At 63.8% G+C, this 25,462-nt stretch carries 22 protein-coding genes and 1 tRNA gene; 12 read left to right on the top strand and 11 right to left on the bottom strand.

Annotated elements, in window-relative coordinates; genetic code table 11:
* Positions 1-33: 33 nt before the first annotated feature.
* The 3 genes from secG to BLW56_RS14675 all read left to right on the top strand — a co-directional run bounded on the left by secG (position 34) and on the right by BLW56_RS14675 (position 2,928).
* Positions 34-480 carry a preprotein translocase subunit SecG gene (gene secG, locus BLW56_RS14685; RefSeq protein WP_093511406.1) on the top strand — a complete coding sequence of 149 codons (447 nt, stop codon included), beginning with the start codon at positions 34-36 and terminating at the stop codon, positions 478-480.
* Between the two features lie 107 nt (positions 481-587).
* Positions 588-2,219 carry a CTP synthase gene (locus tag BLW56_RS14680; RefSeq protein WP_093511405.1) on the top strand — a complete coding sequence of 544 codons (1,632 nt, stop codon included), beginning with the start codon at positions 588-590 and terminating at the stop codon, positions 2,217-2,219.
* Positions 2,220-2,244: 25 nt separating this feature from the next.
* Entirely contained in the window at positions 2,245-2,928 is a 684-nt protein-coding gene (locus BLW56_RS14675) for a Crp/Fnr family transcriptional regulator (RefSeq protein ID WP_093511404.1), read from the top strand.
* A gap of 37 nt (positions 2,929-2,965) precedes the next feature.
* On the opposite strand, the gene BLW56_RS14670 is transcribed toward BLW56_RS14675, so the two are convergent.
* Both BLW56_RS14670 and BLW56_RS14665 read right to left on the bottom strand, forming a co-directional pair.
* Positions 2,966-3,298 (bottom strand): hypothetical protein, encoded by a 333-nt coding sequence (locus BLW56_RS14670; protein ID WP_093511403.1) that lies wholly within the window; start codon positions 3,296-3,298, stop codon positions 2,966-2,968.
* Between the two features lie 272 nt (positions 3,299-3,570).
* Complete coding sequence (locus BLW56_RS14665; RefSeq protein WP_093511402.1) at positions 3,571-4,209, bottom strand: hypothetical protein; 639 nt, start codon at positions 4,207-4,209, stop codon at positions 3,571-3,573.
* Positions 4,210-4,286: 77 nt separating this feature from the next.
* Here BLW56_RS14665 and BLW56_RS14660 point away from each other — a divergent pair, with 77 nt between their 5' ends.
* The gene (locus BLW56_RS14660; RefSeq protein WP_093511401.1) at positions 4,287-5,879 is read left to right on the top strand and encodes a peptide chain release factor 3; all 1,593 of its coding nucleotides are present in this window, start codon (positions 4,287-4,289) and stop codon (positions 5,877-5,879) included.
* Between the two features lie 56 nt (positions 5,880-5,935).
* Positions 5,936-6,394 carry a hypothetical protein gene (locus BLW56_RS14655; protein WP_093511400.1) on the top strand — a complete coding sequence of 153 codons (459 nt, stop codon included), beginning with the start codon at positions 5,936-5,938 and terminating at the stop codon, positions 6,392-6,394.
* On the opposite strand, the gene dinB is transcribed toward BLW56_RS14655, so the two are convergent.
* On the bottom strand, positions 6,387-7,517 hold the full coding sequence (dinB, locus tag BLW56_RS14650) for a DNA polymerase IV (RefSeq protein ID WP_093511399.1): 1,131 nt from the start codon (positions 7,515-7,517) through the stop codon (positions 6,387-6,389). The genes BLW56_RS14655 and dinB overlap by 8 nt on opposite strands.
* 89 nt (positions 7,518-7,606) lie before the next feature.
* Here dinB and BLW56_RS14645 point away from each other — a divergent pair.
* Positions 7,607-7,680, top strand: a tRNA-Gly gene (locus BLW56_RS14645).
* Positions 7,681-7,847: 167 nt separating this feature from the next.
* Positions 7,848-8,264, top strand: a complete 417-nt coding sequence (locus BLW56_RS14640) for a Rap1a/Tai family immunity protein (RefSeq protein WP_093511398.1) — start codon at positions 7,848-7,850, stop codon at positions 8,262-8,264.
* 19 nt (positions 8,265-8,283) lie between these two features.
* On the opposite strand, the gene BLW56_RS14635 is transcribed toward BLW56_RS14640, so the two are convergent.
* Positions 8,284-8,787 carry an FKBP-type peptidyl-prolyl cis-trans isomerase gene (locus tag BLW56_RS14635; RefSeq protein WP_093511397.1) on the bottom strand — a complete coding sequence of 168 codons (504 nt, stop codon included), beginning with the start codon at positions 8,785-8,787 and terminating at the stop codon, positions 8,284-8,286.
* A gap of 208 nt (positions 8,788-8,995) precedes the next feature.
* Between BLW56_RS14635 and BLW56_RS14630 the strand changes: the two genes are divergently transcribed.
* Positions 8,996-9,169 (top strand): DUF1328 family protein, encoded by a 174-nt coding sequence (locus BLW56_RS14630; protein WP_093511396.1) that lies wholly within the window; start codon positions 8,996-8,998, stop codon positions 9,167-9,169.
* Positions 9,170-9,313: 144 nt separating this feature from the next.
* Here BLW56_RS14630 and BLW56_RS14625 read toward each other — a convergent pair whose 3' ends face one another.
* Positions 9,314-11,131, bottom strand: a complete 1,818-nt coding sequence (locus BLW56_RS14625) for a DUF885 domain-containing protein (RefSeq protein ID WP_093511395.1) — start codon at positions 11,129-11,131, stop codon at positions 9,314-9,316.
* Between the two features lie 222 nt (positions 11,132-11,353).
* Here BLW56_RS14625 and BLW56_RS14620 point away from each other — a divergent pair, with 222 nt between their 5' ends.
* The 3 genes from BLW56_RS14620 (at position 11,354) to BLW56_RS14610 (ending at position 14,155) form a co-directional block, all read left to right on the top strand.
* Positions 11,354-11,938 carry an EF-hand domain-containing protein gene (locus BLW56_RS14620; RefSeq protein ID WP_256203486.1) on the top strand — a complete coding sequence of 195 codons (585 nt, stop codon included), beginning with the start codon at positions 11,354-11,356 and terminating at the stop codon, positions 11,936-11,938.
* A 139-nt stretch (positions 11,939-12,077) separates the two neighbouring features.
* Positions 12,078-12,812 (top strand): response regulator, encoded by a 735-nt coding sequence (locus tag BLW56_RS14615; protein ID WP_093511393.1) that lies wholly within the window; start codon positions 12,078-12,080, stop codon positions 12,810-12,812.
* A complete protein-coding gene (locus BLW56_RS14610; RefSeq protein WP_093511392.1) occupies positions 12,809-14,155 on the top strand; it encodes a sensor histidine kinase in 1,347 nt (448 codons plus the stop codon). The genes BLW56_RS14615 and BLW56_RS14610 overlap by 4 nt, the downstream gene beginning before the upstream one ends.
* Here the strand turns inward: BLW56_RS14610 and BLW56_RS14605 are convergent.
* The 5 genes from BLW56_RS14605 to uvrA all read right to left on the bottom strand — a co-directional run bounded on the left by BLW56_RS14605 (position 14,146) and on the right by uvrA (position 21,577).
* Positions 14,146-14,946, bottom strand: coding sequence for an acyl-CoA thioesterase (locus tag BLW56_RS14605; RefSeq protein ID WP_093511391.1), 801 nt, complete (start codon positions 14,944-14,946; stop codon positions 14,146-14,148). The two genes, BLW56_RS14610 and BLW56_RS14605, sit on opposite strands and share 10 nt — an antisense overlap.
* A 7-nt stretch (positions 14,947-14,953) precedes the next feature.
* Positions 14,954-16,120: a saccharopine dehydrogenase family protein gene (locus BLW56_RS14600; RefSeq protein WP_093511390.1), complete on the bottom strand. Its 1,167-nt coding sequence runs from the start codon at positions 16,118-16,120 to the stop codon at positions 14,954-14,956.
* A 72-nt stretch (positions 16,121-16,192) separates the two neighbouring features.
* Complete coding sequence (locus BLW56_RS14595) at positions 16,193-16,705, bottom strand: DoxX family protein (protein ID WP_093511389.1); 513 nt, start codon at positions 16,703-16,705, stop codon at positions 16,193-16,195.
* Between the two features lie 70 nt (positions 16,706-16,775).
* Positions 16,776-18,461, bottom strand: a complete 1,686-nt coding sequence (locus BLW56_RS14590; protein WP_218140525.1) for a cellulase family glycosylhydrolase — start codon at positions 18,459-18,461, stop codon at positions 16,776-16,778.
* Between the two features lie 221 nt (positions 18,462-18,682).
* Positions 18,683-21,577 (bottom strand): excinuclease ABC subunit UvrA, encoded by a 2,895-nt coding sequence (gene uvrA, locus BLW56_RS14585; RefSeq protein ID WP_093511387.1) that lies wholly within the window; start codon positions 21,575-21,577, stop codon positions 18,683-18,685.
* 239 nt (positions 21,578-21,816) lie between these two features.
* On the opposite strand from uvrA, the gene BLW56_RS14580 reads away from it, so the two are divergent.
* The gene (locus tag BLW56_RS14580) at positions 21,817-23,886 is read left to right on the top strand and encodes a M13 family metallopeptidase (protein WP_093511386.1); all 2,070 of its coding nucleotides are present in this window, start codon (positions 21,817-21,819) and stop codon (positions 23,884-23,886) included.
* A 16-nt stretch (positions 23,887-23,902) separates the two neighbouring features.
* On the opposite strand, the gene BLW56_RS14575 is transcribed toward BLW56_RS14580, so the two are convergent.
* Entirely contained in the window at positions 23,903-25,435 is a 1,533-nt protein-coding gene (locus tag BLW56_RS14575) for a BCCT family transporter (protein WP_256203485.1), read from the bottom strand.
* Positions 25,436-25,462 lie beyond the last annotated feature (27 nt).

The raw sequence follows: 25,462 nt of genomic DNA, 5'->3' as shown, positions 1-25,462 counted from the left end.
GGACCGTTTGAGGCCGCGCAAGTTCGGGAAAATATGATGTCCAGCCTCTTCACCTTCATCCTCGTCCTGCAAGCGCTCGTCGCTGCGGTGATGATCGGCGTCATTCTGATGCAGAAATCGGAAGGTGGCGGCCTCGGCGTCGGGGGCAGCCCTGCGGGCCTGCTTTCGGCACGCGGTGCGGCGGACTTCATGACCCGCGCGACGACGATCCTCGCGACCGCGTTCGTCGCGCTGTCGATCGTCCTCGCCGCGATGGCCTCGGTCGGTCGCAGCGGATCGACGATCGATACCTCGCTGTCGAAGGCGGCACAGCCGGCAAGCGGCGCGCCCGCTTCGTCGCTGACCGGTCCGGCGCAGCAGGCCCCTGCCAATGCGGCGCCGGCGGTGCCGAGCGACGATCCGCTGGCGGCCGCTGCCGCGGCGGCGGCAAGCCAGGATGCCGCTCCGGCTCCCGCGCAGGCACCGCCCGCCAAGAAATAACCGGCGGCTTCGGCCTCCACTTAAGCCCGCCCGGCGGAAATTATTTCCGCCGGAAGCGATTCGACGGCTTGCGCCGTCCCCCTCCCGTTGAGTAAGTCTTTCCTCCCATGGCGCGGTTCATTTTTATCACCGGCGGCGTGGTCTCCTCGCTTGGCAAAGGTTTGATGGCGGCTAGCCTCGCAGCCTTGTTGCAGGCGCGTGGCTATCGTGTCCGTATCCGGAAGTTCGATCCCTATCTGAATGTCGATCCGGGCACGATGTCGCCCTATCAGCACGGCGAGGTCTATGTGACCGACGACGGCGCCGAAACCGACCTCGATCTCGGCCATTATGAACGCTTTACCGGCGTTGCTGCGCGGCAGAGCGACAATGTCACCTCGGGCCGCATCTATCAGGGCATCATCGCCAAGGAGCGTCGCGGCGACTATCTAGGCGCCACGGTGCAGGTCGTCCCGCACGTCACCGACGCGATCAAGGAATTTGCGCGCGCCGAAATCGACGACCTCGATTTCGTGCTGTGCGAGATTGGCGGCACCGTCGGCGATATCGAATCGCTGCCGTTCATCGAGGCGATCCGTCAGCTCAAGAATGAAGAGGGACGCGAAAACGCGATCTCGGTCCATGTCACGCTGGTGCCGTACATCGCGGCTGCGGGCGAGCTCAAGACCAAGCCGACGCAGCATAGCGTGCGCGAACTCGCCTCGCTCGGCGTCCAGCCCGATATCCTGCTCTGCCGCTGCGAAAAGCCGCTGCCCGAGAGCGAGCGCGCGAAAATCGCGCTCTTCTGCAACGTCCGCAAGGAAGCGGTGATCCCCGCGCTCGACGCCGACAGCATCTATTCGGTCCCCGTCCAATATCATGGCGAAGGGCTCGACAACGAGGTTCTGCGTGCGTTTGGCATCCACGACGCGCCCGCGCCCGACCTTTCGCGCTGGTACGACATCATGGACCGCAAGCAGCATCCCGAGGGTGAGGTCACGATCGGCGTCGTCGGCAAATATGTGTCGCTGCCCGACGCCTATAAGTCGCTGAACGAGGCCTTGGTCCACGGCGGCATGGCGCATCGGGTCAAGGTCAATATCCGCTGGCTCGACGCCGAAATGTTCGAACGCGACGAGGATCTCGCCGCCAATCTCGAACCGATGCACGGCATCCTCGTCCCCGGCGGCTTCGGCGAGCGCGGGTCGGAGGGCAAGATTTCGAGCGTGCGCTTCGCGCGCGAACGCAATGTGCCCTTCTTCGGCATCTGCCTCGGCATGCAGATGGCGTGCATCGAGGCGGCGCGGAACACGAGCGGCATCGCGGATGCGTCGAGCACCGAATTCGGCCCGACCGACGAGCCCGTCGTCGGCATGATCACCGAGTGGATGAGCGACGAAGGCCTGCAGAAGCGCGGGGCCGACACCGACCTCGGCGGTACGATGCGGCTCGGCGCCTATGAAGCGAAGCTGTCGCCGAACAGCCATGTTGCGAGTGTTTATGGCGCGAACGACATCAGCGAACGCCATCGCCACCGTTACGAGGTCAATGGCGCCTATCGCGAGAGCCTGGAGAAGGGCGGTCTCGTCTTTTCGGGCATGTCGCCCGACGGCATGTTGCCGGAAATCGTTGAGCGCCCGGACCATCCGTGGTTTATCGGGGTCCAGTTCCATCCGGAACTCAAGTCGAAGCCGTTCGACCCGCATCCCTTGTTCGCGGGTTTCATCGAGGCGGCGGTAAAGCAGAGCCGACTGGTCTAGGCCGGGCAAAAGGGGTTTAGGGGCAATGGATCACGCGAGACTCGCCGAATTGCAGGGCCCCGACAGCATCTTTTCCGGGCTGACGGTCGAAGATTGGGCCGAAATCGCCAGCCGCGCGGTGCAGGTCAATTTCGTCAAGGGCAAGGAACTGCTCGTCCAGGGCGACCCGGGCGACATGATGCTGATCCTGACCGAGGGCACGGCGCGCGTGTCGATGCTGACCTCGGGCGGGCGCGAGATCGTGCTCGCTTATGCTGAACCGGGCGCCGTGCTGGGCGAAATCGCGCTGCTCGACGGCGGCGAACGCACCGCATCGGTAACCGCGACGAGCGCGGGGAGCGCGCTCCAGCTCGGTCGCAATGCGCTCAAGGATTTCGCCGCGAGCCATCCCGAATTTACCTGGTCGCTGATGCAGCAACTCGCGCGGCGGCTGCGCACCGCCGATCAGACGATCGAGAGCGACCGTGCCTATGCTTCGGGCCCGCGGCTAGCGCGGTACCTGAAGCGCCTGATCCGCAAGGATGTCGAAACGTCGCAGCGCGTCGAGCTCAGCCAGACCGAACTCGGCAACTTCGCGGGCATGAGCCGCGAACATATCAACCGCCAGCTCAAAAGCTGGGAGGAATCGGGCGTGATCTCGCTCGAACAGGGGCGCGTGCGCGTGCTCGACGCCGAGATGCTCGAGGATATCAGCGAGAGCGAAGGGTAAGGGGCGGTTTCGACCGGTTTCGGAAATCAGCAAGCGTTCAATCTTGAGGCCGCTGACTGGCTAGTCGCGCAAGTTTGTCGCACGCATCTCGCAAAGAGGTCTCGGCAATTCGGTTTACGCGAGGCAAAAGGCTGTCCAGTATCTCGGCAGCAAGATCCGGATCTTCCGAGCGCAATGCAAAGTCGGCAATACCCTCAAGGATATCCGCGCCACCCGTCTGTTGCTGCCACCCGCTGCTCAGTAGCTCCCACGCCTTCTCATACTCGGCAATTGCGCCCCGATAATCGGATTGGTTGAAGCCGAGGTAGTCTCCATCGCTAAAGAAATGCCCCATCGCTTCCCATTTTAGGAAGCCAAGTTCGGCCCTCATCCGGGAGCGATCTTCGTCTGACCACGGTTTACTCATTGCCGGAACTCACTATCGATACCCATGTCAGCTTCCTACTCCAAAGCGGACCCTCGCTCCCTAAAAAATGTGGCTTTCCTACATTATTTCGCTGTGCCAGCCTCGGGCTTGGCTCTTTGATTTTGTCGATATCCACCCCTTCGCTTAAAGCGACAAAGGAGACACAAACGTGCGGTCCATCCGTATCTTTTGTCTACTTAAGCGAAGAATGAAGCGATCAACCGCTGCCGCTTCGTTCATTCGCTGCCAAATCGCACGAACCGCATATCGCCTTCGCCGCGATGCAGCGTCAGCCCGCGTTCGGTCTTGTCCGCGCAGGTGCCATCGAAATCGACCACGCCGATATCGTTGGGAACGATGATCACGCGCAACTTGCCTTCGTCGGCGCCGGTCAGTTCATAGCGCGGTGCAGTGATGTCATAGATCGCCTCGCGGACCTCGACCCATCGCGGGATGCGCTTGTCATCCTCGGGCATCGTCCAGCCATAAACTTGCGTATAATCCTCGATGGGGTCGCCGCTGTCGAAGCCGATCGTGAAATCGACGCCGGGAATGCCTTTGCCATTGGGCCAGGTGACGAGCAGCGTGGGGACGGCACCCTCGACCTCGATCGGCGGGCCTTTTTTCATCGCCGGGGGCACCGGTTTCGGATCGGTGGTCAGGCAGATGCGCTCGCTGCGCATTTCCCAGCCCCCCTCGGCACGTTCGTCGAGCGCGCCGGCGGCGAGGAAATACTGAAAACGTCCGTCGTTCCGGATGAGCAGGCCGCCGCCGACATCTGGCCCTTCGGCGAGGCCATATTCACCAATGAAGGGTGAATCCTGCGCCATTGCCGGCGCGGCGATCAGGACAGCGGCGAGAAGCAGGGTACGCATGGTGCGATCATGCGGTGAAGGCGGCGCCGACGCCAGCCTCTTTCCACATCTCGCGCCACCTGCTAGGCGCCCGCGCCATGTCCAAACATCCCGACCGCCGTACCTTCGCCATCATCTCGCACCCCGACGCGGGCAAGACGACGCTGACCGAGAAATTGCTCGTCGCCGGCGGCGCGATCCATATCGCGGGTGAGGTCAAGGCACGCGGCGCTGCGCGGCGCGCGCGTTCCGACTGGATGAAGATCGAGCAGCAGCGCGGGATTTCGGTGACCTCGTCGGTGATGACCTTCGAACATGCCGGATTGATCTTCAATCTGCTCGACACACCGGGACACGAAGATTTCAGCGAGGATACCTATCGTACCCTCACCGCCGTCGACAGCGCGGTGATGGTGATCGACGCCGCGAAGGGTATCGAGCCGCAGACATTGAAGCTGTTCGAGGTGTGCCGTCTGCGTTCGGTACCGATCATCACCTTCATCAACAAGGTCGACCGCGAGGGACAGACTCCGTTCGAATTGCTCGACGAGGTTGCCGACCGGCTGGCACTCGACGTCTGCCCGATGAACTGGCCCGCGGGCATGGGCGGGCAGTTCGAAGGCATTTACGACCTTGTCGACCCGGCGCTGATGGTGCCCGGCGGCGACGCCTCGCGCATGTATGAAGGTGAGCGCATTGCGGTCGACGGTCTCGACGATCCGCGTCTTGCCGCAAGGCTCAGCGGCGACGCAATGGCGCTGCTCAGGGAAGAGACCGAGCTGGCGTCGGCTTGCTACGCGCCGTTCGATGGCGCGGCGTACCGCAACGGCGACCTGACGCCGGTGTTCTTCGGATCGGCGCTCAAGGAATTCGGTGTCGTCGATCTGCTCGCGGGGCTCGCCAGCCATGCGCCGGGGCCGCAGCCGCAGCCCGCCGAGCCTGCGCCGGTCCAGCCCGACGATGACGCCGTGACCGGTTTCGTGTTCAAGGTGCAGGCGAACATGAACCCCGCGCACCGCGACCGCATCGCGTTCATGCGGCTCTGCTCGGGCAAGTTCGAACGCGGCATGCGCCTGATGCAGGGCGGCACGGGCAAGGCGATCGCGATCAGCCGCCCGATGCTGTTCCTTGCGCAGGACCGCGAAATGGCCGAAGAGGCGTTTCCGGGCGACATCATCGGCATTCCGAACCATGGCACTTTGCGCGTCGGCGACACACTGTCCGAACGCAGCGATATCACGATCACCGGCCTGCCGAACTTCGCGCCCGAAATCCTGCGCCGCGTCGCGCTGGTCGACCCGACGAAGACCAAGCAACTCAGGAAAGCGCTTGACGATATGGCCGAGGAGGGGATCATCCAGGTCTTCTATCCCGAAATCGGTTCGAACATGATCGTCGGCGTCGTCGGGCAGCTCCAATTGGACGTGCTGATCAGCCGGCTCGAGGCCGAATATAAGGTCGAGGCGAAGCTCGAGCAGTCGCCGTGGGATACCGCACGCTGGATCGCAAGCGACGATGCTGCGGCGCTCAAGGCGTTCCAGTCGGACAACCGCGGCGCCGCGGCGACCGACCGCGACGGCGCGCCGGTCTTCATGGCGAAGGACGCGTGGGAGGTCGGCTATGTGACCCAGCGCAATCCGTCGATCCGCTTCACCGCGACCAAGGAACGCGTGTTCGCCGACGCGGGTTGATCGTATCGCCCAATTCCGCCACCATGACGTCACTGTCAGCAAAGGTGGGGGTATCGATGCGTGGATGGATTTTGGCGCTCGCCGTGACGGCGGGCAGCGTGCCGGCGGCGGCCCAGACGATCGCACTGCCGATCGACAAGGGCTTCTGGACGACCGAGACCGAGAAATGCGCCACCGTCTATCACGGCTACGTCTTTGACGGAAAGCGCTGGGGCGCGCTCTATTATCACGGGCCGGGCGGGTCGATGGGACCCTCCGCCGAGCTTCAGCCGATCACGCAGGCGCGGGTCGTCGCGGGCGGTTTTACCCAGATGCAGTTCGGCGGCTATGACGGCACGGGCTATTTGCGGATCAAGTCGCTAGGCCCTGACAAGGCACTTTACCGCGTCGGCGCGCCCTTCCGCGACGAGATCCAGGAAACGGACGAGACGCTGATCCGCTGCAATTTCGCTTCGCTGTCGCCGAAGATGCAGGCGGCACTGCGGCGTCACGCACCGATGCTGGTCGCTAGATAAGACTGAGCAGGTCGGCGGGCGCCGCAGCGTCGGTGTCTTCGTCATCCTCCTCGCCCTCGAATTTGCTCAATGTCACGCCGAGCAGGCGGATGCCCTGTTCGGTGGGAAGCAGCGGAGCGAGAATCGCTTCGCCCGCAGCGAGCAACGAATTGCCGTCGAGGATGGGCGAGGGGACCGATTTGGCCCGCGTGATCGTCCGGAAGTCCGCATAGCGCAGCTTGAGCGTCACCGTCCGCCCGCGAGCGCCCTTTTTGGCAGCGCGATCCCATACCACGGTGCAGACATGCGCAAGCGCCTCGCGAATTTCGGTGTCGGTGATCAGGTCGTTGAAGAAAGTGCGCTCGCCGCCCAATGATTTCAGCGGTCGGTTCGACTTGACGCGGCGATGGTCGATCCCGCGGGCGAGATTGTAGAGCCATTCGGCGCTGTTTCCGAAATTTTCGGCGAGCCACATCGGATCTTTCGCGGCAAGGTCGGCGCCCGAGAATATGCCGAGGCCCTCCATCTTGGCGGCGGTCACCGGGCCGATGCCATGAAAGCGCCGGATCGACAGCGTCTGGACGAAGGCGGCGCCGCGGCCCGGCGGAATGACGGTCAGGCCGTCGGGCTTGTTCTGGTCCGACGCGAGCTTGGCGATAAATTTATTGTACGACACGCCGGCAGAGGCGGTGAGGCCGGTTTCGGCGCGGATGCGCTGGCGGATCAGCCTTGCGGCGGCCGTTGCGCTGCCGACGTCGGCCTTGTCGGCGCTGACGTCGAGATAGGCTTCGTCGAGCGACAGCGGTTCGACCTCGTCGGCATAGTCGCAAAAGATCGCGCGAATCTGGTGCGAAATGTCACGATAGACCTCGAAACGCGGCGGCACGAAGATCAGGTCGGGGCACTGGCGTTTGGCGGTGATGCTCGGCATCGCCGACCGGACCCCGAATTTTCGGGCTTCGTAACTCGCCGCCGCGACGACACCGCGGCGCGACGATCCGCCGACGGCAACGGGCTTGCCGCGCAATGCGGGATCGTCACGCTGTTCGACCGACGCATAAAATGCGTCCATATCGACATGGATGATCTTGCGGATCGGGGTATCCGCCGCGTCGCCCGCGCCATGGTCTTCACCGTCTTGCACGGTGCATCTTTATCATGTTGCCAAGATGTTCTCAATGATGCGCTTGACGGCGGGCGGGCAAAATGGCAATCGCCGCCGACCTTGGAGATGCGGGTATAGCATAGTGGTAATGCTCTAGCCTTCCAAGCTAGCTAGGCGGGTTCGATTCCCGCTACCCGCTCCACCTTCCGAACCAATGGGTTCGGACCAGCCTTTTAACTTTCCTGCCCCAAGTAGATGTCACGGTGACGCCGGGTGGTTTTTCGGGTCGATGCAGACTGTCGCATATCATTATGCCGGCGCGCGCTTAGGGTATAGAATGACGATCGGACAAAAGCCCGGGGAGGGTGAATGAAGCGACTGGTTGCTCTGGCTCTGTTGGCGGGGTCGATTCCGGCCGAGGGCGCGGCCTTTCAAGCGCGCGAGAGCCTCGCGGGCGGCAATTCCTATTACAACCAGTGCGTTGCAAGCGCGAAGGATTATAGCGCGTGCATCGGATATTTCATGGGCATGGCCGATGCGCCAGTGATGAACGCGGACAAATCTGCCGAGGAGGCGGTCTATTGCCTGCCCGCGGGCGCGACCTATGAGCAGAACCGGGACATCTTCCACAAATATCTTCGCGAGCATCCGCAGAGCCGGCAGGTGTCGACGCACATGCTGTTTCTGATCGCGATGAATTCGTCCTTCCCGTGCAAGAACTCGCCGACGCTTTCGGTCGACCCGGCGACGGGCGAAGTGTTCATGTCGGCGTCCAAACCGCAATAGGGGCGTCCGCTTCTTGGTGTCAGCCGGCGGGCTTAATACCGAGCAGCTCGACCGTAAACAGCAGGGTCGCTCCCCCCGGGATTGGTCCCGTGCCGTCCGGGCCATAAGCAAGCTGCCAGGGGATCGCGAGTTCGACCTTGTCGCCCACGCCCATCAACGCGACGCCTTCCTGCCAGCCGTCGATCACGCGGTTGAGCGGAAAGGTCGTCGGCACGCCGCGGCGCACCGAACTGTCGAACTCACGGCCGTCGGCGAAAGTGCCGACATAATGGACGGTAACCTCGTCGGTCGGGCCGGGGTGCGCGCCGCTGCCGTCGCCCGCGATCCGGCGCCAGCGCAGCCCGCTCCGCGTCACACGCCAGCCGTCGGCACCGTTCCGCTCGGCAAGCGCCGCCATCTGCTTGTTGAGCCAGGCCGTGCCTTGCGTCGGCGCCGCATCGCTCTGCTGGGCGCTGGCCGAAGCCGGAATGCAGAGCGTCAGTGCGGCTGCGGCGAGCAGCCGGTTAAGCGATGAAATGCGCATGAAAACTCCCTCGATCGACGGCCGCTTAAACGCATCGCCGACGGGTTAGGCAAGGGGCTTTCTTCGAAGAACAGGAACTTTCGGGTGCTGTGGTTGTTATGCCTTCGGAACGACAATCAGAAATTTGAGGCGCGGCGACAGGCCGTTTCCCCTTGGAAGCTGCATGCTTTCGAAGCCGGAGCCGCGCGCCTATGCAAGGAGACGTCAGATGTTCAAATGGGCCTTGATCTTCGCCGTAATCGCACTGCTGGCTGCGGCGCTCGGTTTCGGCGGTGTCGCCGGTGCGGCCGCTGGGATCGCCAAGATCCTGTTCTTCGTTGGCCTGGCGCTGGTCGTGCTGTTCCTGATCCTGGGTTCGGCTGCGGCGCGAAAGCTGAGTTAAAAAAATTTCGCGCGGCGGGAACCAACTCGTTCCGGCCGCGTTTCTTCTATCTGCTTGATCGAAAGAAAGAGTGGAATTTGACTTCTGTCTTCGGACGAAGTCTAGGGAGCCCCGCCGCAGAAATGCGACGGGGCTTACTCGTTTCTAGGCAGGAAAAGCCGCACGAACGCGCCGTTCGAGCACGGCAAGCGGGATGCGTCCGGCGCCCAGTACGACATCGTGGAAACGCTTGATATCGTAGCCCGGACGTTTCGACACCTCATCGCGAACGCGGCTGATCGCGATCTGCCCGACCTTATATGCGCAGGCCTGACCCGGATAGACGATATAGCGGTCGATCTCGGTGCGCGACGCGGTCGGCGAGGTCGACGAATTGGCAACCATATAATCGATCGCCTGCTCGCGGCTCCATCCCATCGCGTGCAGGCCGGTGTCGACGACCAGCCGCGACGCGCGAAAGGCATAGGAGGCGAGATAGCCGATCTTGCCGAGCGGATCGTCCTCATACATGCCGAGTTCGTCCGCGACCTGTTCGGCATAGAGCCCCCAGCCTTCGCCATAGGCGGTAACCGACGCCGCCTGCCGGTAAAGCGGCAGTTCGCCATCCTCGAACTTCAACGCACCTTCGAACAGATGCCCCGGCGCGCCTTCGTGATAGGCGAGGGTGGGGAGCGTGTAGCGCGGCCATTCGGCGGTATCGCGCAGGTTGATGAAGAAGATGCCGGGGCGCGATCCATCTGGCGTGCCCGCCTGCGCCGATCCGCCCGGCGCACCGATCTCGATCTCGGGCGGCACGCGCCGGATTTCATAGGGCGCCTTCGGCAGGCGGGTGAACACCTGCGGCAGGCGGCCGCGGATCTTGACGAGCAGGCCGTTCAGATAGGCGAGCATTTCGGCGCGCCCGCTGTCGTCATTGGCGAACAGCTGGCCCTCGGCCTTACCGAGCGCATTCAGCCGGTCGCGGATGCTGCCGGTCGTATAGCCCTGCGCCTTCAGGAGAACATCCATCCGCGCCGTCAGGTCAGCGACCTGCTCGCGGCCGATACGATGGATTTCCGCCGGGCTAAGGTTCGTCGTCGTATGCTGCGCGAGTGTGGCGGCATAATAGGCTTCGCCGTCGGGCAGGCGCGCAACACCGGCATCGGTGCCGGCGCGCGGGAGGAGGGCGGTGAGCGTTTCGATCTGGCGCGTCAGCGCGGCACGGATCGGTCCGTCGAAAACCGCGGCGGCACGTTCTCCATAGCCCGAAAGCCCGATCGCGGTGCTGCGCTTCGCGATCGACGCGACCAGTGTCTTGCCGCCGACCTCGCCGTCGCGCAGGCGCGCGAGCTGCTGTAGCGCCTGATCGAGAATGAAGCGCGGCGCGACCACCCCCATCGCCGTATTCGCCTTCACGATGTCGGTATCGGCGTCGAACAGCGCGGGGATCGCCTGAAGCCGCGTCATATAGGCATCGGCGTCGGCCTTGGTCGCAACGGGGTGCTGGCTGTCGAGGAAGGTGCTGACGCCGGTATAGAAGCCGCCAAGCTGGGTGACGCCATAGGGGCCGGGACGGTGACCGAACCCGCCGGTGTGATAGGTGAACCGCGCAAGACGCTGCCGCGTGACCAAATCGAATTCGGCGCTGTCATGCGCGATGCGGGATGCATCGCCGAGTGTGTCGGCCTTGATCGCGCGGACCGCGGCAAGGTCGCGGTCGATCTGCTTTGTCCGCGCCGTGCGCGCCGCGGGCGACCAGTCGGGGAATTTCGCACGTAGCGCAGCGCGGGTTCCGGTATCGATGCCGAGTGACGTCGCGCGCGTCGGATCGTCGCGCAGCCCCTGTTCGAATTGATTCGAGAGTAGCGCGTCGAGGCGAGCGTCGGGACTTTCTTTTGCCGCGACGGGCCCCGCGACGCTGGCGACGGCAAGGCTACCTATTCCGGCAAGAATTGCCCGTCGATCGGGTGCGTGGTCGGTCATGCGATTCTCTCTCCTGGGGAATTTGGGCCGACCCTAGATTTAGTATACGGTCGCGGCAACTCTCCCCCGCGTCGCTTGCCGGCAAATGAACGGGGCACGGCTTCTGCGACATGTTGCGACAATTTTTCGCCTATCCGGCAATTGGTTGGGACAAATGGTGCCTAAAAGGTCGTCATCGGGACAACAGCCTTTCCCCGGGCGTCCCTTGAAGGAGTTCGTTACGTGAAGAAAATTTCTCTTTTGATGCTGGGCTCCGCGCTGATCGCCGTGCCCGTTCTCGCTGCTCCCGGCGGCGCCGACCGCAATGCCGTCCAGACCCGCGCCGAGGTGCAGACCAAGACGGCGGAGATGTTCGCGAAGATGGATGTGAACAAGGACGGTAAGGTCGACGCGGCCGACCGCGCAGCGCGGCACGCCGAAATGCAGGCGAAGCGCTTTGCCAGCCTCGATGCCGACGGCAACGGCAGCATCAGCAAGGCCGAGTGGGACCAGCATGGTGCCGACCGCGCCGCAAAACGCGCCGAGCGTGGCGAGAAGCGTGCCGAGGCCGGCGACGGCAAGCGAGGCGGCATGCGCGGTCATCACGGCAAGCGTGGCGGTCATCGCGGCATGATGATGGGCAAGGCCGATACCGATGGTAACAAGGCGATCAGCCTGGCGGAATTCCAGACCGCGGCGCTCGCGCGCTTCGATGCCGCCGACGCGAATAAGGATGGGCAGGTCACGCCGGAGGAACGTCAGGCCCAGCGCAGCGCCTGGCGCGCCAAGCGCGGCGGCACTGCCCCGGCAGCTCCCGCCAACCCTTAAGCCATTTGGCAGGGGCCGCGCGGCAAGGCGCAGGCCCTCCTCCCCTCCCGGCATTGCCTTTGTTGCCGGTCCCTGCCAGCTATCGCCCATCGGCCCCTGCGGTCGGTGGGCGAACTAGCATCTTTTCGACGGAACCCTCATGACCGATAGTGATACGCCCCGAATCCTGCTGATCGACGATGAACCTTCGATCCGTGAGCCGCTGGGCGAATATCTGACCGCGCAGGGCTTCGCGGTGACCGATGTGGCGAGCGCCGCCGAGGCGCGCTCGGTGCTGCGCGCGCAAGGCATCGACCTGGTCGTCAGCGATATCATGATGCCGGGCGAGGATGGCCTCTCGCTGACCCGCCATCTGCGCGAGACGAGCAGCATTCCCGTCATTCTGCTGACCGCCCGCGCCGAGGATACCGAACGTATCATCGGGTTGGAGATCGGCGCCGACGACTATGTCGTTAAACCCTTCAATCCGCGCGAACTCGTTGCGCGCATCCGCACCGTATTACGCCGAACGCAGCAGGGCGGGCGGGCGCTCGACCCCGGCGGCACCTATTATGCCTTTGGCGACTGGGTGCTGCGCGAGGTCGAACGCGTGCTCGTCGACGATCAAGGCAATGAGGTCGCGCTGTCGTCGGGCGAATATCATTTGCTTCACGCGTTGGTGCGCCATCCGCGGCAGGTGATGAGCCGCGACCGCCTGCTCGACATGGTGCGCGGGCGCGAAGCCGATATATTCGATCGCGCGATTGATAATCTGGTCAGCCGCTTGCGCAAGAAGATCGAGGTCGATCCCGCCCATCCCCAGATCGTCAAGACGGTGTGGGGCGGGGGCTATACGCTCGCCTGTGAAGTCAAGCGCATGGGGCCGGCGGCATGAAACTGCGCCTGTGGCCCCGAAGCCTGATCGGCCAGCTTGTTTTCGCCGTCGCGGTGATGCTGTTCGTCGCGCAGGCGATCAATTTCGTTCTGTTGTCGCGCGGGATGAAGCAGCAGGCGCTGGCGCATGGCGGCGGCATGGCGGTCGCGCGTGTCATCGATGCGATCGAGCGCGACCGTCGCGGCGATTTCAGGCGCCCCCAGTCCGATGAGGAGGCGCGCGAGCGTGCGCAAAAGCTCCAGATTTCGGACACTATGCCGCCGCTGCCCGTCGGCGCAACACCGCTTCCCGATCTTGCCAAATATGTCAGAGGCTTGCTGGACGAAACCAATATCCAGGTTGAATCGGTCGACGCCTGGGCGCTTCCGCTGCGCGAACGCCAGCGGCTGCGGCGACCCGAATTTCCCGACCGCGCGGTTGTCGTCGTGGCAAAGGTCGATGGCCGCTATTTCGCCGTACGCTCGCGCATCGCGGCGGGGGGCAACCGGCTGCAGGGCTTTCTCGTCTGGCAGACGCTGTCGCTCTATCTGCTGCTGCTGGTCCCGATCATGTTCATCGCATGGCGCGCGGCGCGGCCGTTGCGCGATCTGACCCGCGCGGCGCGGGTCAATCCGGCGCTGCGCGATGCCGAGCCGCTCGACGAAGAAGGGCCATCGGACGTCCGCGATCTGATTGCCGCATTCAACGCCTATCGCGCACGAATTTCGACAATGCTCTCGGACAAGGACCGTATGCTCGGCGCCGTCGGTCACGATCTGCGCACCCCGCTTGCAAGCCTGCGCGTGCGGGTGGAGCAGGTCGACGACGATAGGCTGCGCGACAAGATGATTGCGAGTATCGAGGAAATGACCGCGATGCTCAGCGACATATTGGCGCTTGCACGGTCGGGCGCGGGAACCGAGGCGAAGGAGCGCATTCCGCTTCGCGAGCTGGTTGGCGAACTGGTCGCGGATTATCAGGAACGCGGCAAGGATGTCGCGATGGAGGATGTCGCCGGCGTCAACGTTTTGGCGCGGCCCATGCTGCTCAAGCGGGCGCTGCGCAATCTGACCGACAACGCCGTCGCCTATGGCCTCCGGGCGCGGCTTTCGGTCACGGCAGAGGCGGGGCGGGCACGCATCATCGTGTCGGACGACGGATCGGGGCTAACCGAAGAACAGATACGGACGCTGGTGGAACCCTTCGCGCGCGGCGAACAGTCACGCAACCGCGCCACGGGTGGTGCCGGGCTGGGCCTGTCGATTGCGCGCGACATCGCCGAAGGCGAAGGCGGCGCCCTGACGCTCCACAACCGCTCCGGCGGAGGTCTCGACGCGATTATCGAGCTGCCGGTTCAGGCGTAGATCGCGATCGCCTGACTGCCGCTCAGCACCGGTTCGCCGGCGCGGTTCCACAGCATCATGTCCTGCACCGACAGGCCGTGGCGCGCATAGCCCGTCTTGGCCGAGAGCAGCCACCAGCCGTCGTCGGTTTGCGGATTGCCGGTCAGCATGTTCACCGTCCAGTTCATCGAACTGATCGGACCGAACTCGCTGAACAAGGCCATCGCAGCGGGGGGCAGGGCGTCGCCCATCGCGAGAAGCGCGATTGCGGGATGGCAGGCGGGCTCCTCGACGAAGCGCACCCAGGTCAGATATTCGCCGACATCGCTTTTCCACGCAAAGCGTGGGCCGGTGGTCGGGCGCATATCGAAATGCCGCACGAAACTCGGACGTGCCTTATGCTCGGGAACCGGCTCCAGCGTTTCCGGATCGGGGGCGTCAGGCATGCCGAGGCGGTTGTGGTCGAGATGGCTTTGGCGGTCGCCCGAAAAAGCGAACACCGCCGCGGTCCCGAAACCCTGATCGCTCGATACGCCGGCATCGATAAACAGGCTCGATTTCGATTGCCGCAGCACACGCGTTTCGACGGTGCAATCGCCGCCGACGGGGCCAACGAAACTGATCTGGGCATAGCGTAGCGGGGTCTCGGTCGGATGCAGCGCCATCGCCCCCGCCAGCGCGACTGCCGAACTGATCCCGCCATAGGCGGTGCGGCCCTGCATCCAGCCATCGTCGATATGCGCGGTCGCGACGTCGCCATCGACACGCACGGTGGAGAGAAGCGCGTCGAGCGCGCTGGGAGAGGTCGTCATCCTATGTTTATTCCTCGATCTGGAACGTCAATCCGGCGTTCGCCGTCAACCGCGCGATCAGCGCGTCGCCGAGCAGCGCGCCCGGCGTCCATATGCCGCCCGCACCCTTGTTCTCGAGCAGTGCGATTCCCGTTTCGGCGAGCATCTTCGATGTCGAGCCATAGCCGGGATCGCGGTCGCCCTGAACGCTCGCCCGCACGGTGGTCCCGTCGGGATATTCACCGACGAAAAGGATGTCGTAAAACCCGTTTTCACGTTCTTCCTTGCTCGGGCCGTCGCCGGGTTTGATGCTCGGATCGAACGGGTTGGCCTTTGCCATCGCTTCGGCCATCGCCTTGCCCGCATCGCCGATCGTAGTCATCACCATCTCGTCATACACCAGATCCTGACCCCAGGGGTGGCCGAGCAGGAAGTTGGTCCGATGGACGTTCTTGGTGTTGATCGGCGCCATCACGAAGGGCGCGGTCCAGGTGCCCGTCGCGCTGTCATATTCGGGGATCAGTCCGGTCGGCTGCGACGGACCCTCAAAGCCCGGGGTCAGCGCAAAAGAGGATTTGAGGAGCAGCGCGAGCGAAGGCTTTTTCGCGATCGCTTTCAGCGTCTCGGTCAGGCTCGCGATCGTGCCGCCGGAGGCGCCGCCCGCCATCTTGCGGACGCGGCCCTTCACGCGCGGTGCGGGCTGGCCGTGCCGTTTGACGGCCTCGGCCTGCAGGAACGAGACGCCGAGATCGAAGGGGATCGAGTCGAAGCCGCAGCTGAAAGTGATACGCGCACCGGAGGCCTTGGCGGCGGCCTCATGTTCGTCGATCATCTCGCGCATCCAGCCCGGCTCGCCGCAAAGGTCGGCATAGGCGGTGCCCGCGCGGACACAGGCGGCGACGAGTTCGTTGCCGTAAAGCTGGTAAGGGCCGACCGTAGTGAGGACAACTCGCGTGCTCGCCGCCATCTTGTCGAGGCTCGCGGGATCGCTCGCGTCGGCGACGATCAGCGGAGTTTCTTGCGGCGCGCCGATGAGGTCGCGTATTTCGGCCAGCTTTTCCAGGCTACGCCCCGCCATCGCCCATTTCGGCGCGTCGCTGCGGTCCTTGTATTGGTGCGCGAGATATTCGGCGACGAGCCGACCGGTGAAACCGGTCGCGCCGTAAACAACGATGTCGAGATCGCGGGACGCCATGGCAAACCCTCCCTTTACGTAAACGTTAAGTGAAGGCTAGCGCAGACGGCACGCGATGCCAAGCGCGAAGGTCTAACGCCTCCAGAAAGGACGCTTTTCGACGGCCACCGGGGCCCCGGCCGCTTCGGCGCGTCCCTCGGCCCGCGCCGCCCGAAGTTCCGCTTCGGTCGCGTGACGCTGCGCGGCACTTTCGGCCACTTCCGCCCGCCTCCTTGCGCGCAGGGCATCATAGCTCCAGCGCGTGTTGCCATAGCCAAACAGGCAGAGCAGCCCGCCCGCGATCGCGAGGTTCTTCATCGCCGCCATCGCCTGCACCGGATCGGTAAACTCGCGATGGAAGAAAAGGATCGTCAGCAACACGAAGCCTGCAAGCAGCACCGACCAGAGCCGGGTTGCGATGCCGAATGCGAGGCAGATGCCCGCGAGCAGCTCGAACAATCCGGTGGGGACGGCGAGGCCGCCGGGCAATCCCGCGGCAGAGATCATCGCATCGGTATCGCTGACATGGATCAGCTTGTTGATCCCCGAAACGATGAAGATCAGGGCGATGAACAGGCGGCCGAAAAAGACGGCGATCATGGACATTGGCATTCCTCCACTGCACGCCCCGTCCGCTTGTGCAGACAGGACGCGCGGCAAGGGGATCGGGTTCCGGTCAGCGCGGAGTAAAGATCAGCGCGGCGACCTCGCAATCGCTGCAATCGATCGCGTGCAATGTCGCCGCGCCGGGACCGGCGGGCAGGTCGACGTCGGCGAGCTTGACGACGTGCCAGACGGTACTCGCGGGAATTGCGACGCCGCGCTCGTCGATGCCGACGCGCCCCCCCTTCGCCGAACGTATGCGTGCCGAGACGGTCCAGCGTCCGTCCTTTGCGACATCGGCGCTGTAGCGCATGAATTCGCCCGTGACGAAATCGCTGACATAGGGCGTTCCGTCGGCTTCGCGCGCGATGTCGACACCATCGTTGCGATAGGTGGTGCCATTGTTCCACGGCGTCCGTTCGCCGCCGGTCGCGACGTGATAATTGCCGTCGACGCCGTCGTGATAGGCGACGCCCGGTGGGCCAAGATCATAGTCGGCGGCGGCGATGGTCAGCGGTGTCGTGCCGAGCGTGCGCGGCGCGAAGGCGCGGTAGCTCGCGTCGCGCGGCTGCCGGAGCATTGCGTCGATGACGTCGGGTTTCGGAACGTTCCTGTCGACCCGCGTGTTCTCGGCGAGCTGCATCATCGCGGCGAAGGCTTCGTCGGCGGCGGGCTTCGGGCCCTTGCCGGTCATCCACGCGACGATCTTCATCCATCCGTCGCCGGCGACGATCTCGAGCGGCTGGTTGAAGCCGATCTTCTTGAGCGGCCAGAAGTTCCAGCCGATCCCGTCTCCCTCGACCAGCGCGATCGCGTCGCGATACCAGCCATTGCTGTTCTCGCCCGACTCGCCGAGCCAGATCGGGCGGTTATAGCTGGTACGCAGCGCTTTGATCTCGGCGATGCTCGCTTCGTCGTTGCGGTTCCAATATTTGTGGAAGCTCAGCACCATATTGGCGTCCCACGCGGGTGGCAGGCCCTTGTAGTTATTGCCCCAGCAATTGCCCTCGATAATTACGATATGCTTGCTGTCGACCGCGCGGATCGCCTTGGTGATGCGCTTCTGCAGATCCCAGACGGCCTTGTTCTCGGTCTCGTCGCAGCCATTGCCCTTGCCGGGGGTCGCAAAGCTCCAATTGGGCTCGTTGATGAGGTCGTAGGCGCCAATCCACGGCTCGTCCTTGTAGCGCGCCGCGATCTTGCTCCACAGCGCGACGGTCTTGCGCTGATTTTCCTCGCTTTCCCAAAGCGACGGCTTGGCGGGGTCGCGGTCGGAGATCGCAAGGTCGTTGCCCTGACCGCCGGGCGCGGCGTGGAGGTCGAGTATCAGATAGATGCCGTTCGCTTTGCTCCATGCGAGCAGGCGGTCGATGCGCTGGAAACCTTCCTCGTGCCAAGTGTCCTGTCCAGCCTTGGGCTCCTTGTCAGCGGGCAGCGTGAGTTGGTCGAAATGGATCGGCAAGCGCACCGAGTTGAAACCCCATTTCGCCATCTGCGCGATGTCGGCTTCGGTCGTGTGGTTGTCGAGCCATGCGCGATAGAAGGTCGCAGTGCGCTCCTCACCGACAAGTTCGACCAACCTAGCGCGGATCTGATGCTGTTGCCCGACCTCGCCGAGCTTCAGCATATATCCTTCCTGCAGCATCCAGCCGCCGAGCCCCATTCCGCGGAGGATGACGGGTTTGCCCGAAGTGTCGACGATGCGGGTGCCCTCGACCGTCAGAAAGCCTTCGGCATTCGCGATGGCTGAAGAAAACAAGGCTGAAAGCGTCAAAGCAACCGCGTAGAATTTCATCGCCTCATCCCCATATTATGGAAATGAGAACGTTATCATCACTTTTGACGGGCGCAACAATCCTTTCGCCCCGGCAAGCTTGGCCTTCCTTCACGCAGCCGAGGGATCGGAAGATTTAAGGCGCTACGCGGAACCTATCCGGCCGCACATCCCTGCGCAGCGCGTCCGCGAGTAGCGGGGTTGGATCATTTCCCCAGCAGCGGCGCCAGATATTGCCCGGTGAAGCTGCGCTTCTCCTTCACCACTTGCTCGGGCGTTCCCGCCGCGACGATCTCGCCGCCCTTGACCCCGCCTTCGGGGCCGAGGTCGAGGATATAGTCGGCGGTCTTGATGACATCGAGATTATGCTCGATCACCACGACGCTGTTCCCCTGATCGACGAGTGCCTGCAGCACTTCGAGCAGCTTGCGGACATCTTCGAAATGGAGGCCGGTGGTCGGCTCGTCGAGGATGTAGAGCGTCTGACCGGTCGAACGGCGCGAGAGTTCCTTGGCGAGCTTGACGCGCTGCGCCTCGCCGCCCGACAACGTCGTCGCCTGCTGCCCGACCTTGATATAGCCGAGTCCGACGCGGACGAGCATCGCCATCTTTTCGCGGATCGACGGCACCGCCTTGAAGAACTCGGCAGCATCCTCGACCGTCATGTCGAGCACGTCGGCGATGCTGTGGCCTTTGAACTTCACCTCGAGCGTTTCGCGGTTGTAGCGTTTGCCGTGGCACGTCTCACACGTCACATAGACGTCGGGCAGGAAGTGCATCTCGATCTTGATGAGGCCGTCGCCGGTGCAGGTCTCGCAGCGTCCGCCCTTGACGTTGAAGCTGAAGCGCCCGGGCTTGTAACCGCGCGCCTGGCTTTCGGGCAGCCCCGCGAACCAGTCTCGGATGATCGTGAAGGCGCCGGTATATGTCGCGGGGTTCGACCGCGGGGTGCGGCCGATCGGCGACTGGTCGATGTCGATCACCTTGTCGCAATGCTCCAGCCCTTTCAGGCTGTCGTGCGGTCCCGCGATCATCCGCGCGCCGTTGAGCACGCGTGCTGCGCTGGCATAGAGCGTGTCGATGATCAGGCTCGACTTGCCGCTGCCCGACAGGCCGGTGACGCAGGTGAATGTACCGAGCGGGATTTTCGCGGTGACATTGTTGAGGTTGTTCGCGCGCGCGCCCTTGAGCACGAGGTCGAAGCCGTTGCCCTTGCGGCGATGCTTCGGCACTTCGATCTTCTTGGCACCGGTGAGGTACGCCGCGGTCAGGCTCTTCGTGTTCGCGAGCACTTCGTCGAGCGTGCCCTCGGCGACGATCTCGCCGCCATGGAGGCCCGCGCCGGGGCCCATGTCGACGACATAATCGGCGTGGCGGATCGCATCCTCGTCATGTTCGACGACGATCACGGTGTTGCCGAGGTCGCGGAGGCGCTTGAGCGTCGCGAGCAGCCGGTCGTTGTCGCGCTGGTGGAGGCCGATGCTCGGCTCGTCGAGGACATAGAGCACGCCCGACAGCCCGCTGCCGATCTGCGAAGCGAGGCGGATGCGCTGGCTCTCGCCCCCCGAGAGCGTGCCCGAGGTACGGTTGAGGTTGAGGTAATCGAGCCCGACATTGTTGAGGAAGCCGAGGCGCTCGTTGATCTCTTTTAGGATCGCCTTGGCGATCTGCTTTTGCGTGTCGTTCAGCTTCTCGTCGAGCGTGCTGAACCAATTGAGGGCATCCGCGACACTACGCTGCGCCGACATGCTGATGTCCTCGCTCGCGATCTTCACCGCGAGCGGTTCGGGGCGGAGGCGCGCGCCATGGCAGGTCTCGCACGGGTGCGGCGCCTGATATTTGCTCAGTTCCTCGCGCATCCACGCGCTTTCGGTCTGGAGCAGGCGGCGGTTGAGATTGCCGATGACGCCCTCGAACGCCTTATTCGTCGTGTAGGTGCGCTTACCGTCCTTGAAGGTCAGCTCGACGGGCTTGCCGCCGGTGCCGTAGAGGATGATCAGCTGCACCTCGCCGGGCAGATCCTGCCACGGGGTCGTAAGGTCAAAGCCATAGGATTTGCCGAGGCTTTCGAGCACCTGCATATAATAAGGTGAGGGCGGGTTCGATTTCGCCCAAGGTACGACCGCGCCCTTCTTCAGGCTGAGCGCATGGTTGGGGACGACGAGGTCGGGGTCGAACTCCTGCCGTTCGCCGAGGCCGTCGCAGGCCGGGCATGCACCCTGCGGTGCGTTGAAGCTGAACAGCCGCGGTTCGATCTCGGCAATCGTGAAGCCCGAGACAGGGCAGGCGAATTTTTCGGAGAAGATCAGGCGGTTCGCCGGGATCCCCGCGCCCTTCATCGCGCCGCCGGTGTCTTCTTCCTCGCGCCCCGGAACCGGGCCGTCGGCGAGGTCGACATAGGCAAGCCCTTCGGCGAGCTTGAGCGCGGTCTCGAAGCTGTCGGCGAGCCGCGTACCGAGGCCTTCGCGCACCGCGATGCGGTCGACGACGACTTCGATATCATGCTTGTATTTCTTGTCGAGCGCCGGCGCGTCGCCGATCTCGTAGAATTCGCCGTCGATGCGGACGCGCGTGAAGCCGTCCTTCTGCCACTGCGCGAGTTCCTTCTTATACTCGCCCTTGCGGCCGCGCACGACGGGCGCGAGAAGATAGGCACGCGTCCCTTCGGGCAGCGCCATCACGCGGTCGACCATGTCGGTGACCGTCTGCGCGCTGATCGGCTCGCCGGTCGTCGGCGAATAGGGAATGCCGACGCGCGCCCAGAGCAGGCGCATATAGTCGTAAATCTCGGTGACCGTCGCGACGGTCGAGCGCGGGTTGCGGCTGGTCGTCTTCTGCTCGATGCTGATCGCCGGCGACAGCCCGTCGATATGCTCGACGTCGGGCTTTTGCATCATCTCGAGGAACTGGCGCGCATAGGCCGACAGGCTCTCGACATAGCGCCGCTGCCCCTCGGCATAGATGGTGTCGAAGGCGAGCGACGATTTGCCGCTACCCGACAGGCCGGTGATGACGATCAGCGCATCGCGCGGCAGGTCGACGTCGACGCCTTTGAGATTATGCTCGCGCGCGCCGCGCACTTTAATGTGGGTGAGACTCATGGAGAGGTATGTTCCAGATTTGTTCTAGGGGCGCAAGTGCGGTTTTGCGCGGTTGGGCCCTAGATAGGGTGGCTCGAGCCGCGCCGCAATGCGCGTGCGCCGACAAGCCTTTCCACCAACATCCCAAAGGCTTCGACCAAGCGTCGTATCGCTCGCTTGACCGCTTGGCGTCACGGGCGGACAGTCATTGCCATGTTCGTCGACCCTTCGGACCGGCGCGGGGAATAAGGAGACGGGGAATGAAGACGGGATTTTTGGGCGTGGCCTCGCTGGCCATTGCAGCCGCATTGGCGGCGCCGGCACTGGCGCAGGATGGTTCGCCATCGCCTTCGCTGATGGCCGACGAAGCCGCGGGCGGAACCGAAAGCGGATCGCTGAAGGCGCTGACCTTCGGCAATTGGGGCGTCGACCTCGGCGCCCGCGATACGTCGGTGAAGCCCGGCGACGATTTCGACAAATATGCCAATGGCGCGTGGTTTGCGCGCACCGAAATTCCGTCGGACCAGGCTTCGGCCGGGGTCGATTACGACGTCTATAACCTGACGCAGCGCCAGTTGCGCGCGGTCGTCGCGGGGGCGCCCGCGACGAGCCAGGTCGGCGGCCTTTATCAAAGCTTCATGGACGAGGCGCGTGTCGAAACGCTTGGCGCCAAGCCGTTGCTCGCCGATATGGCGGCAGTCGCCGCGATCAAGGACAAGAGCGAAATGGCCCGCTTCATGGGCAGTACGCAGGGAACGTTCGGTGCGACGATCGTTGGCGGTGGCCCCTATGCCGACACGGCTGATCCGACGGTCAATGTGTTGTGGCTGGGGCAAGGGGGACTGGGACTTCCCGAGCGCGATTATTATCTGAACGACAGCTTCAAGCCGCAGCGCGATGCGTACCGCGCCTATATCGCGCGGACGATGAAGATGGCGGGCAATGCCGACCCCGAAAAGGCGGCCGATGCGATCATGGCGTTCGAGACCGAGATCGCCAAGGTGAGTTGGGCGATCGCCGACCGCCGCGACATCGGCAAGATCAACAACCCGATGTCGTCGGACGAACTTGCCGCCTATGCGCCCGGTCTCGATTGGAAGGCATGGTTCGCGGGGTCGGGCATCGCGCCGCAAAAGCGCATCATCGTCAACGAGAATAGTGCGATCCGCGACATTGCGGCGCTCTACGCCAAGACGCCGCTCGACACGATCAAGCTGTGGCAGCAATTCCATGTCGCCGACAATGCGGCACCCTATCTGTCGAAGGCGTTCGTCGACAGCCGCTTCGAATATACCAAGGCGCTGAGCGGTGTCGGCGAACTGCGCCCACGTTGGAAACGCGGGCTAACGCTGGTTGACGGCAGCCTTGGCGAACTCGTCGGTGAAACCTATTCGAAGCAATATTTCCCGGCGAGCTCGAAGGCGAAGATGGAGGTGCTCGTCACCAACCTGAAGCTCGCGATGGGCGACCGCATCCGGAACAACAGCTGGATGGCGCCTGCCACGAAAGAAGCCGCGCTCGCTAAGCTAGCGAAGATGGACGTAATGGTCGGCTATCCCGATAAATGGCGCGATTATTCCGGGCTCAAGATCGATCCCGCGGACCTGTACGGCAATGTGAAGCGCAGTGCGGCGTTCGAATATGCCTATGCGCTGTCGGACCTGAACAAGCCGGTCGACCGCAAGAAATGGTCGATGAACCCGCAGGAAGTGAACGCCTATAATGGCGGGCTGGAAAACAAGATCGTGTTCCCCGCCGGAATCCTGCAGGCACCCTATTTCAGCGAAAGCGTCGACGACGCCGTAAACTATGGCGCGATCGGCGCGGTGATCGGCCACGAGATCACGCACGGCTTCGACGATCAGGGCCGCAAGATCGACGCTGAAGGGGCGGTGCGCGACTGGTGGACGCCCGAAGATGCGGCGCGTTTCGATGCGCAGGCCAAGGCGTTCGGCGCACAATATGCGACCTATGAGGCAGCACCGGGATCTTTCATCAACCCCGACCTGACGATGGGCGAGAATATCGCCGATCTAGCCGGGCTGGAGGTCGCCTATGACGCCTATCGTCGATCGCTGGGTGGAAAACCGGCGCCGGTGATCGATGGCCTGACCGGCGACCAGCGCTTCTTTCTCGCCTTTGCGCAGGCTTGGCGGACCAAGCAGCGCGAAGATGCGATCAAGCAGCAGGTCGCGAGCGATCCGCACAGCCCGGCGCGCTGGCGTATCATCGGGCCGGTGCGCAACGTCGATGCGTGGTACAAGGCGTTCAGCGTCGCCGCGGGCGCCAAATATTATCTGAAGCCCGAGGAACGCACACGGATCTGGTAGTCTTGAGGCCCCTTTCTCAGGATTCGGCGGGGGCGGCTTCGTGCCGTCCCCGTACCGCCATCACGCTTAGCGACAGCGCCGCGCCGATGATGACGAACAGCGCGGGGAAACCGCCGAGTACCGACATCATGCGAATGCCGTCGATGCCGCCACCCGCGACCAGCACGATCGCGACCAGCCCGACGGTCACACCCCACACCGCCTGCACCCACAGCGGCGCCTCGGGCGCGTCAGGCGTGATACCGCGCGTCGACAGTGCGCTCATCGCCGAGACATTGGCGTCGGCGCCCGCGACATAAGACAGGAAGATAGCGAAGAGCACGATCCCGGCAACGACGGGACCGCCGCCCAGTGCGCTGAACAGGCGAAACAACACGGGGTCGGGGCCTTGGGCTGTCAGGACAGCATAGAGGCTTGCGCCGCTCTGCTGGTCGAACAGGATCGTAGCGCCCGCTATGGCTGTCATCCAGACCGCGCCGAAGAGCGACGGCAGGATGAGATTGTACATGATGAACGCGCGCACGCTGTAGCCGACGGCGAGGCGGCCAAGGAACAGCGCGGTCACGGGCGCCCAGGCGAACCAGTTGGCCCAGTTGAAGATCGTCCATTGCCGATGCCAGTCGGTATCGACGTCGAGGCCGAGGTTACGCGGAACGAAGGTCTGGAAGTAGTCGAAGGTGCCGCGTAGCGACAGGCCGATCATTTCGGCGGTGGGGCCGGCGATGAGGACGAAGGCGATAATTGCAAAGAATATCCATGTATTTAGCACTGAGAGGCCGGCGATACCCTTTTGCAATCCGGTCGCGGCCGAGATCAGGAAGCTGCCGACGATCGCTGCAGCTATTCCCCAGCGCAGCGCCGTTCCGCCCTCAATGCCGCCAATTCCCTCGATCCCGCCTGCAAGTGCGAGCAGGCCGGCGCCGAGCGATGCCGCCATTCCCGCGACCAGCGCATAAAGACAGATGATATCGATCCCCGTCCCGACGGGGCCATGCGCACGCCGGCCGAGCAAGGGAACGAACAGCGACGACAGGCTGAAGGGCTCGCGGCGGTTGTAATAGACGAGTGCGAAGGCAAGCCCCGCAACGGTGTAGATGGCGTAGGGTGTCAGCGTCCAGTGCAGGAACATCGTCGACATGGCAAAGGTCGCTGCGGCATCGCTGCCCGGTTTAAGTCCGAGCATCGCGGGTGGATCATTGAGGTGAAACAGGGGCTCGGCGGCGCCCCAGAACAGAATGCCGGTGGCGATCGTCGTGCAAAGCGTTACGGCGAACCAACGCCAGCGGGTCAGGATCGGCTTGGCGCCGGGCCCGCCGATGATCCGCCCGCCGAGCGGTGAAAGCGCTATCCCCGCAAGCAACGCAAGAAAGCCGATTCCCGCCCAGGCGAAGAGCGGAGAAAAATTCTGCAATATCCAGTCGTTGATCGCCGTTTCGGCCAAAACGACGTCGGGGCCCCGCCACAGGCTGAGGACGACGGCGGCGAGGAGCACCGCGAGCGGGGTGAAGAAGACCGGACGATTGAGAGGGTGCTTCGGTGGCGCTGGCAATTGATCGGCCGATCGGACATGAAGGAA

It is taken from the genome of Sphingopyxis sp. YR583, from assembly GCF_900108295.1.
Lineage (GTDB): Bacteria > Pseudomonadota > Alphaproteobacteria > Sphingomonadales > Sphingomonadaceae > Sphingopyxis.
The sequence above is the reverse complement of the archived record's forward strand: the minus strand, read 5'-3'. Positions and strand labels throughout refer to the sequence as shown.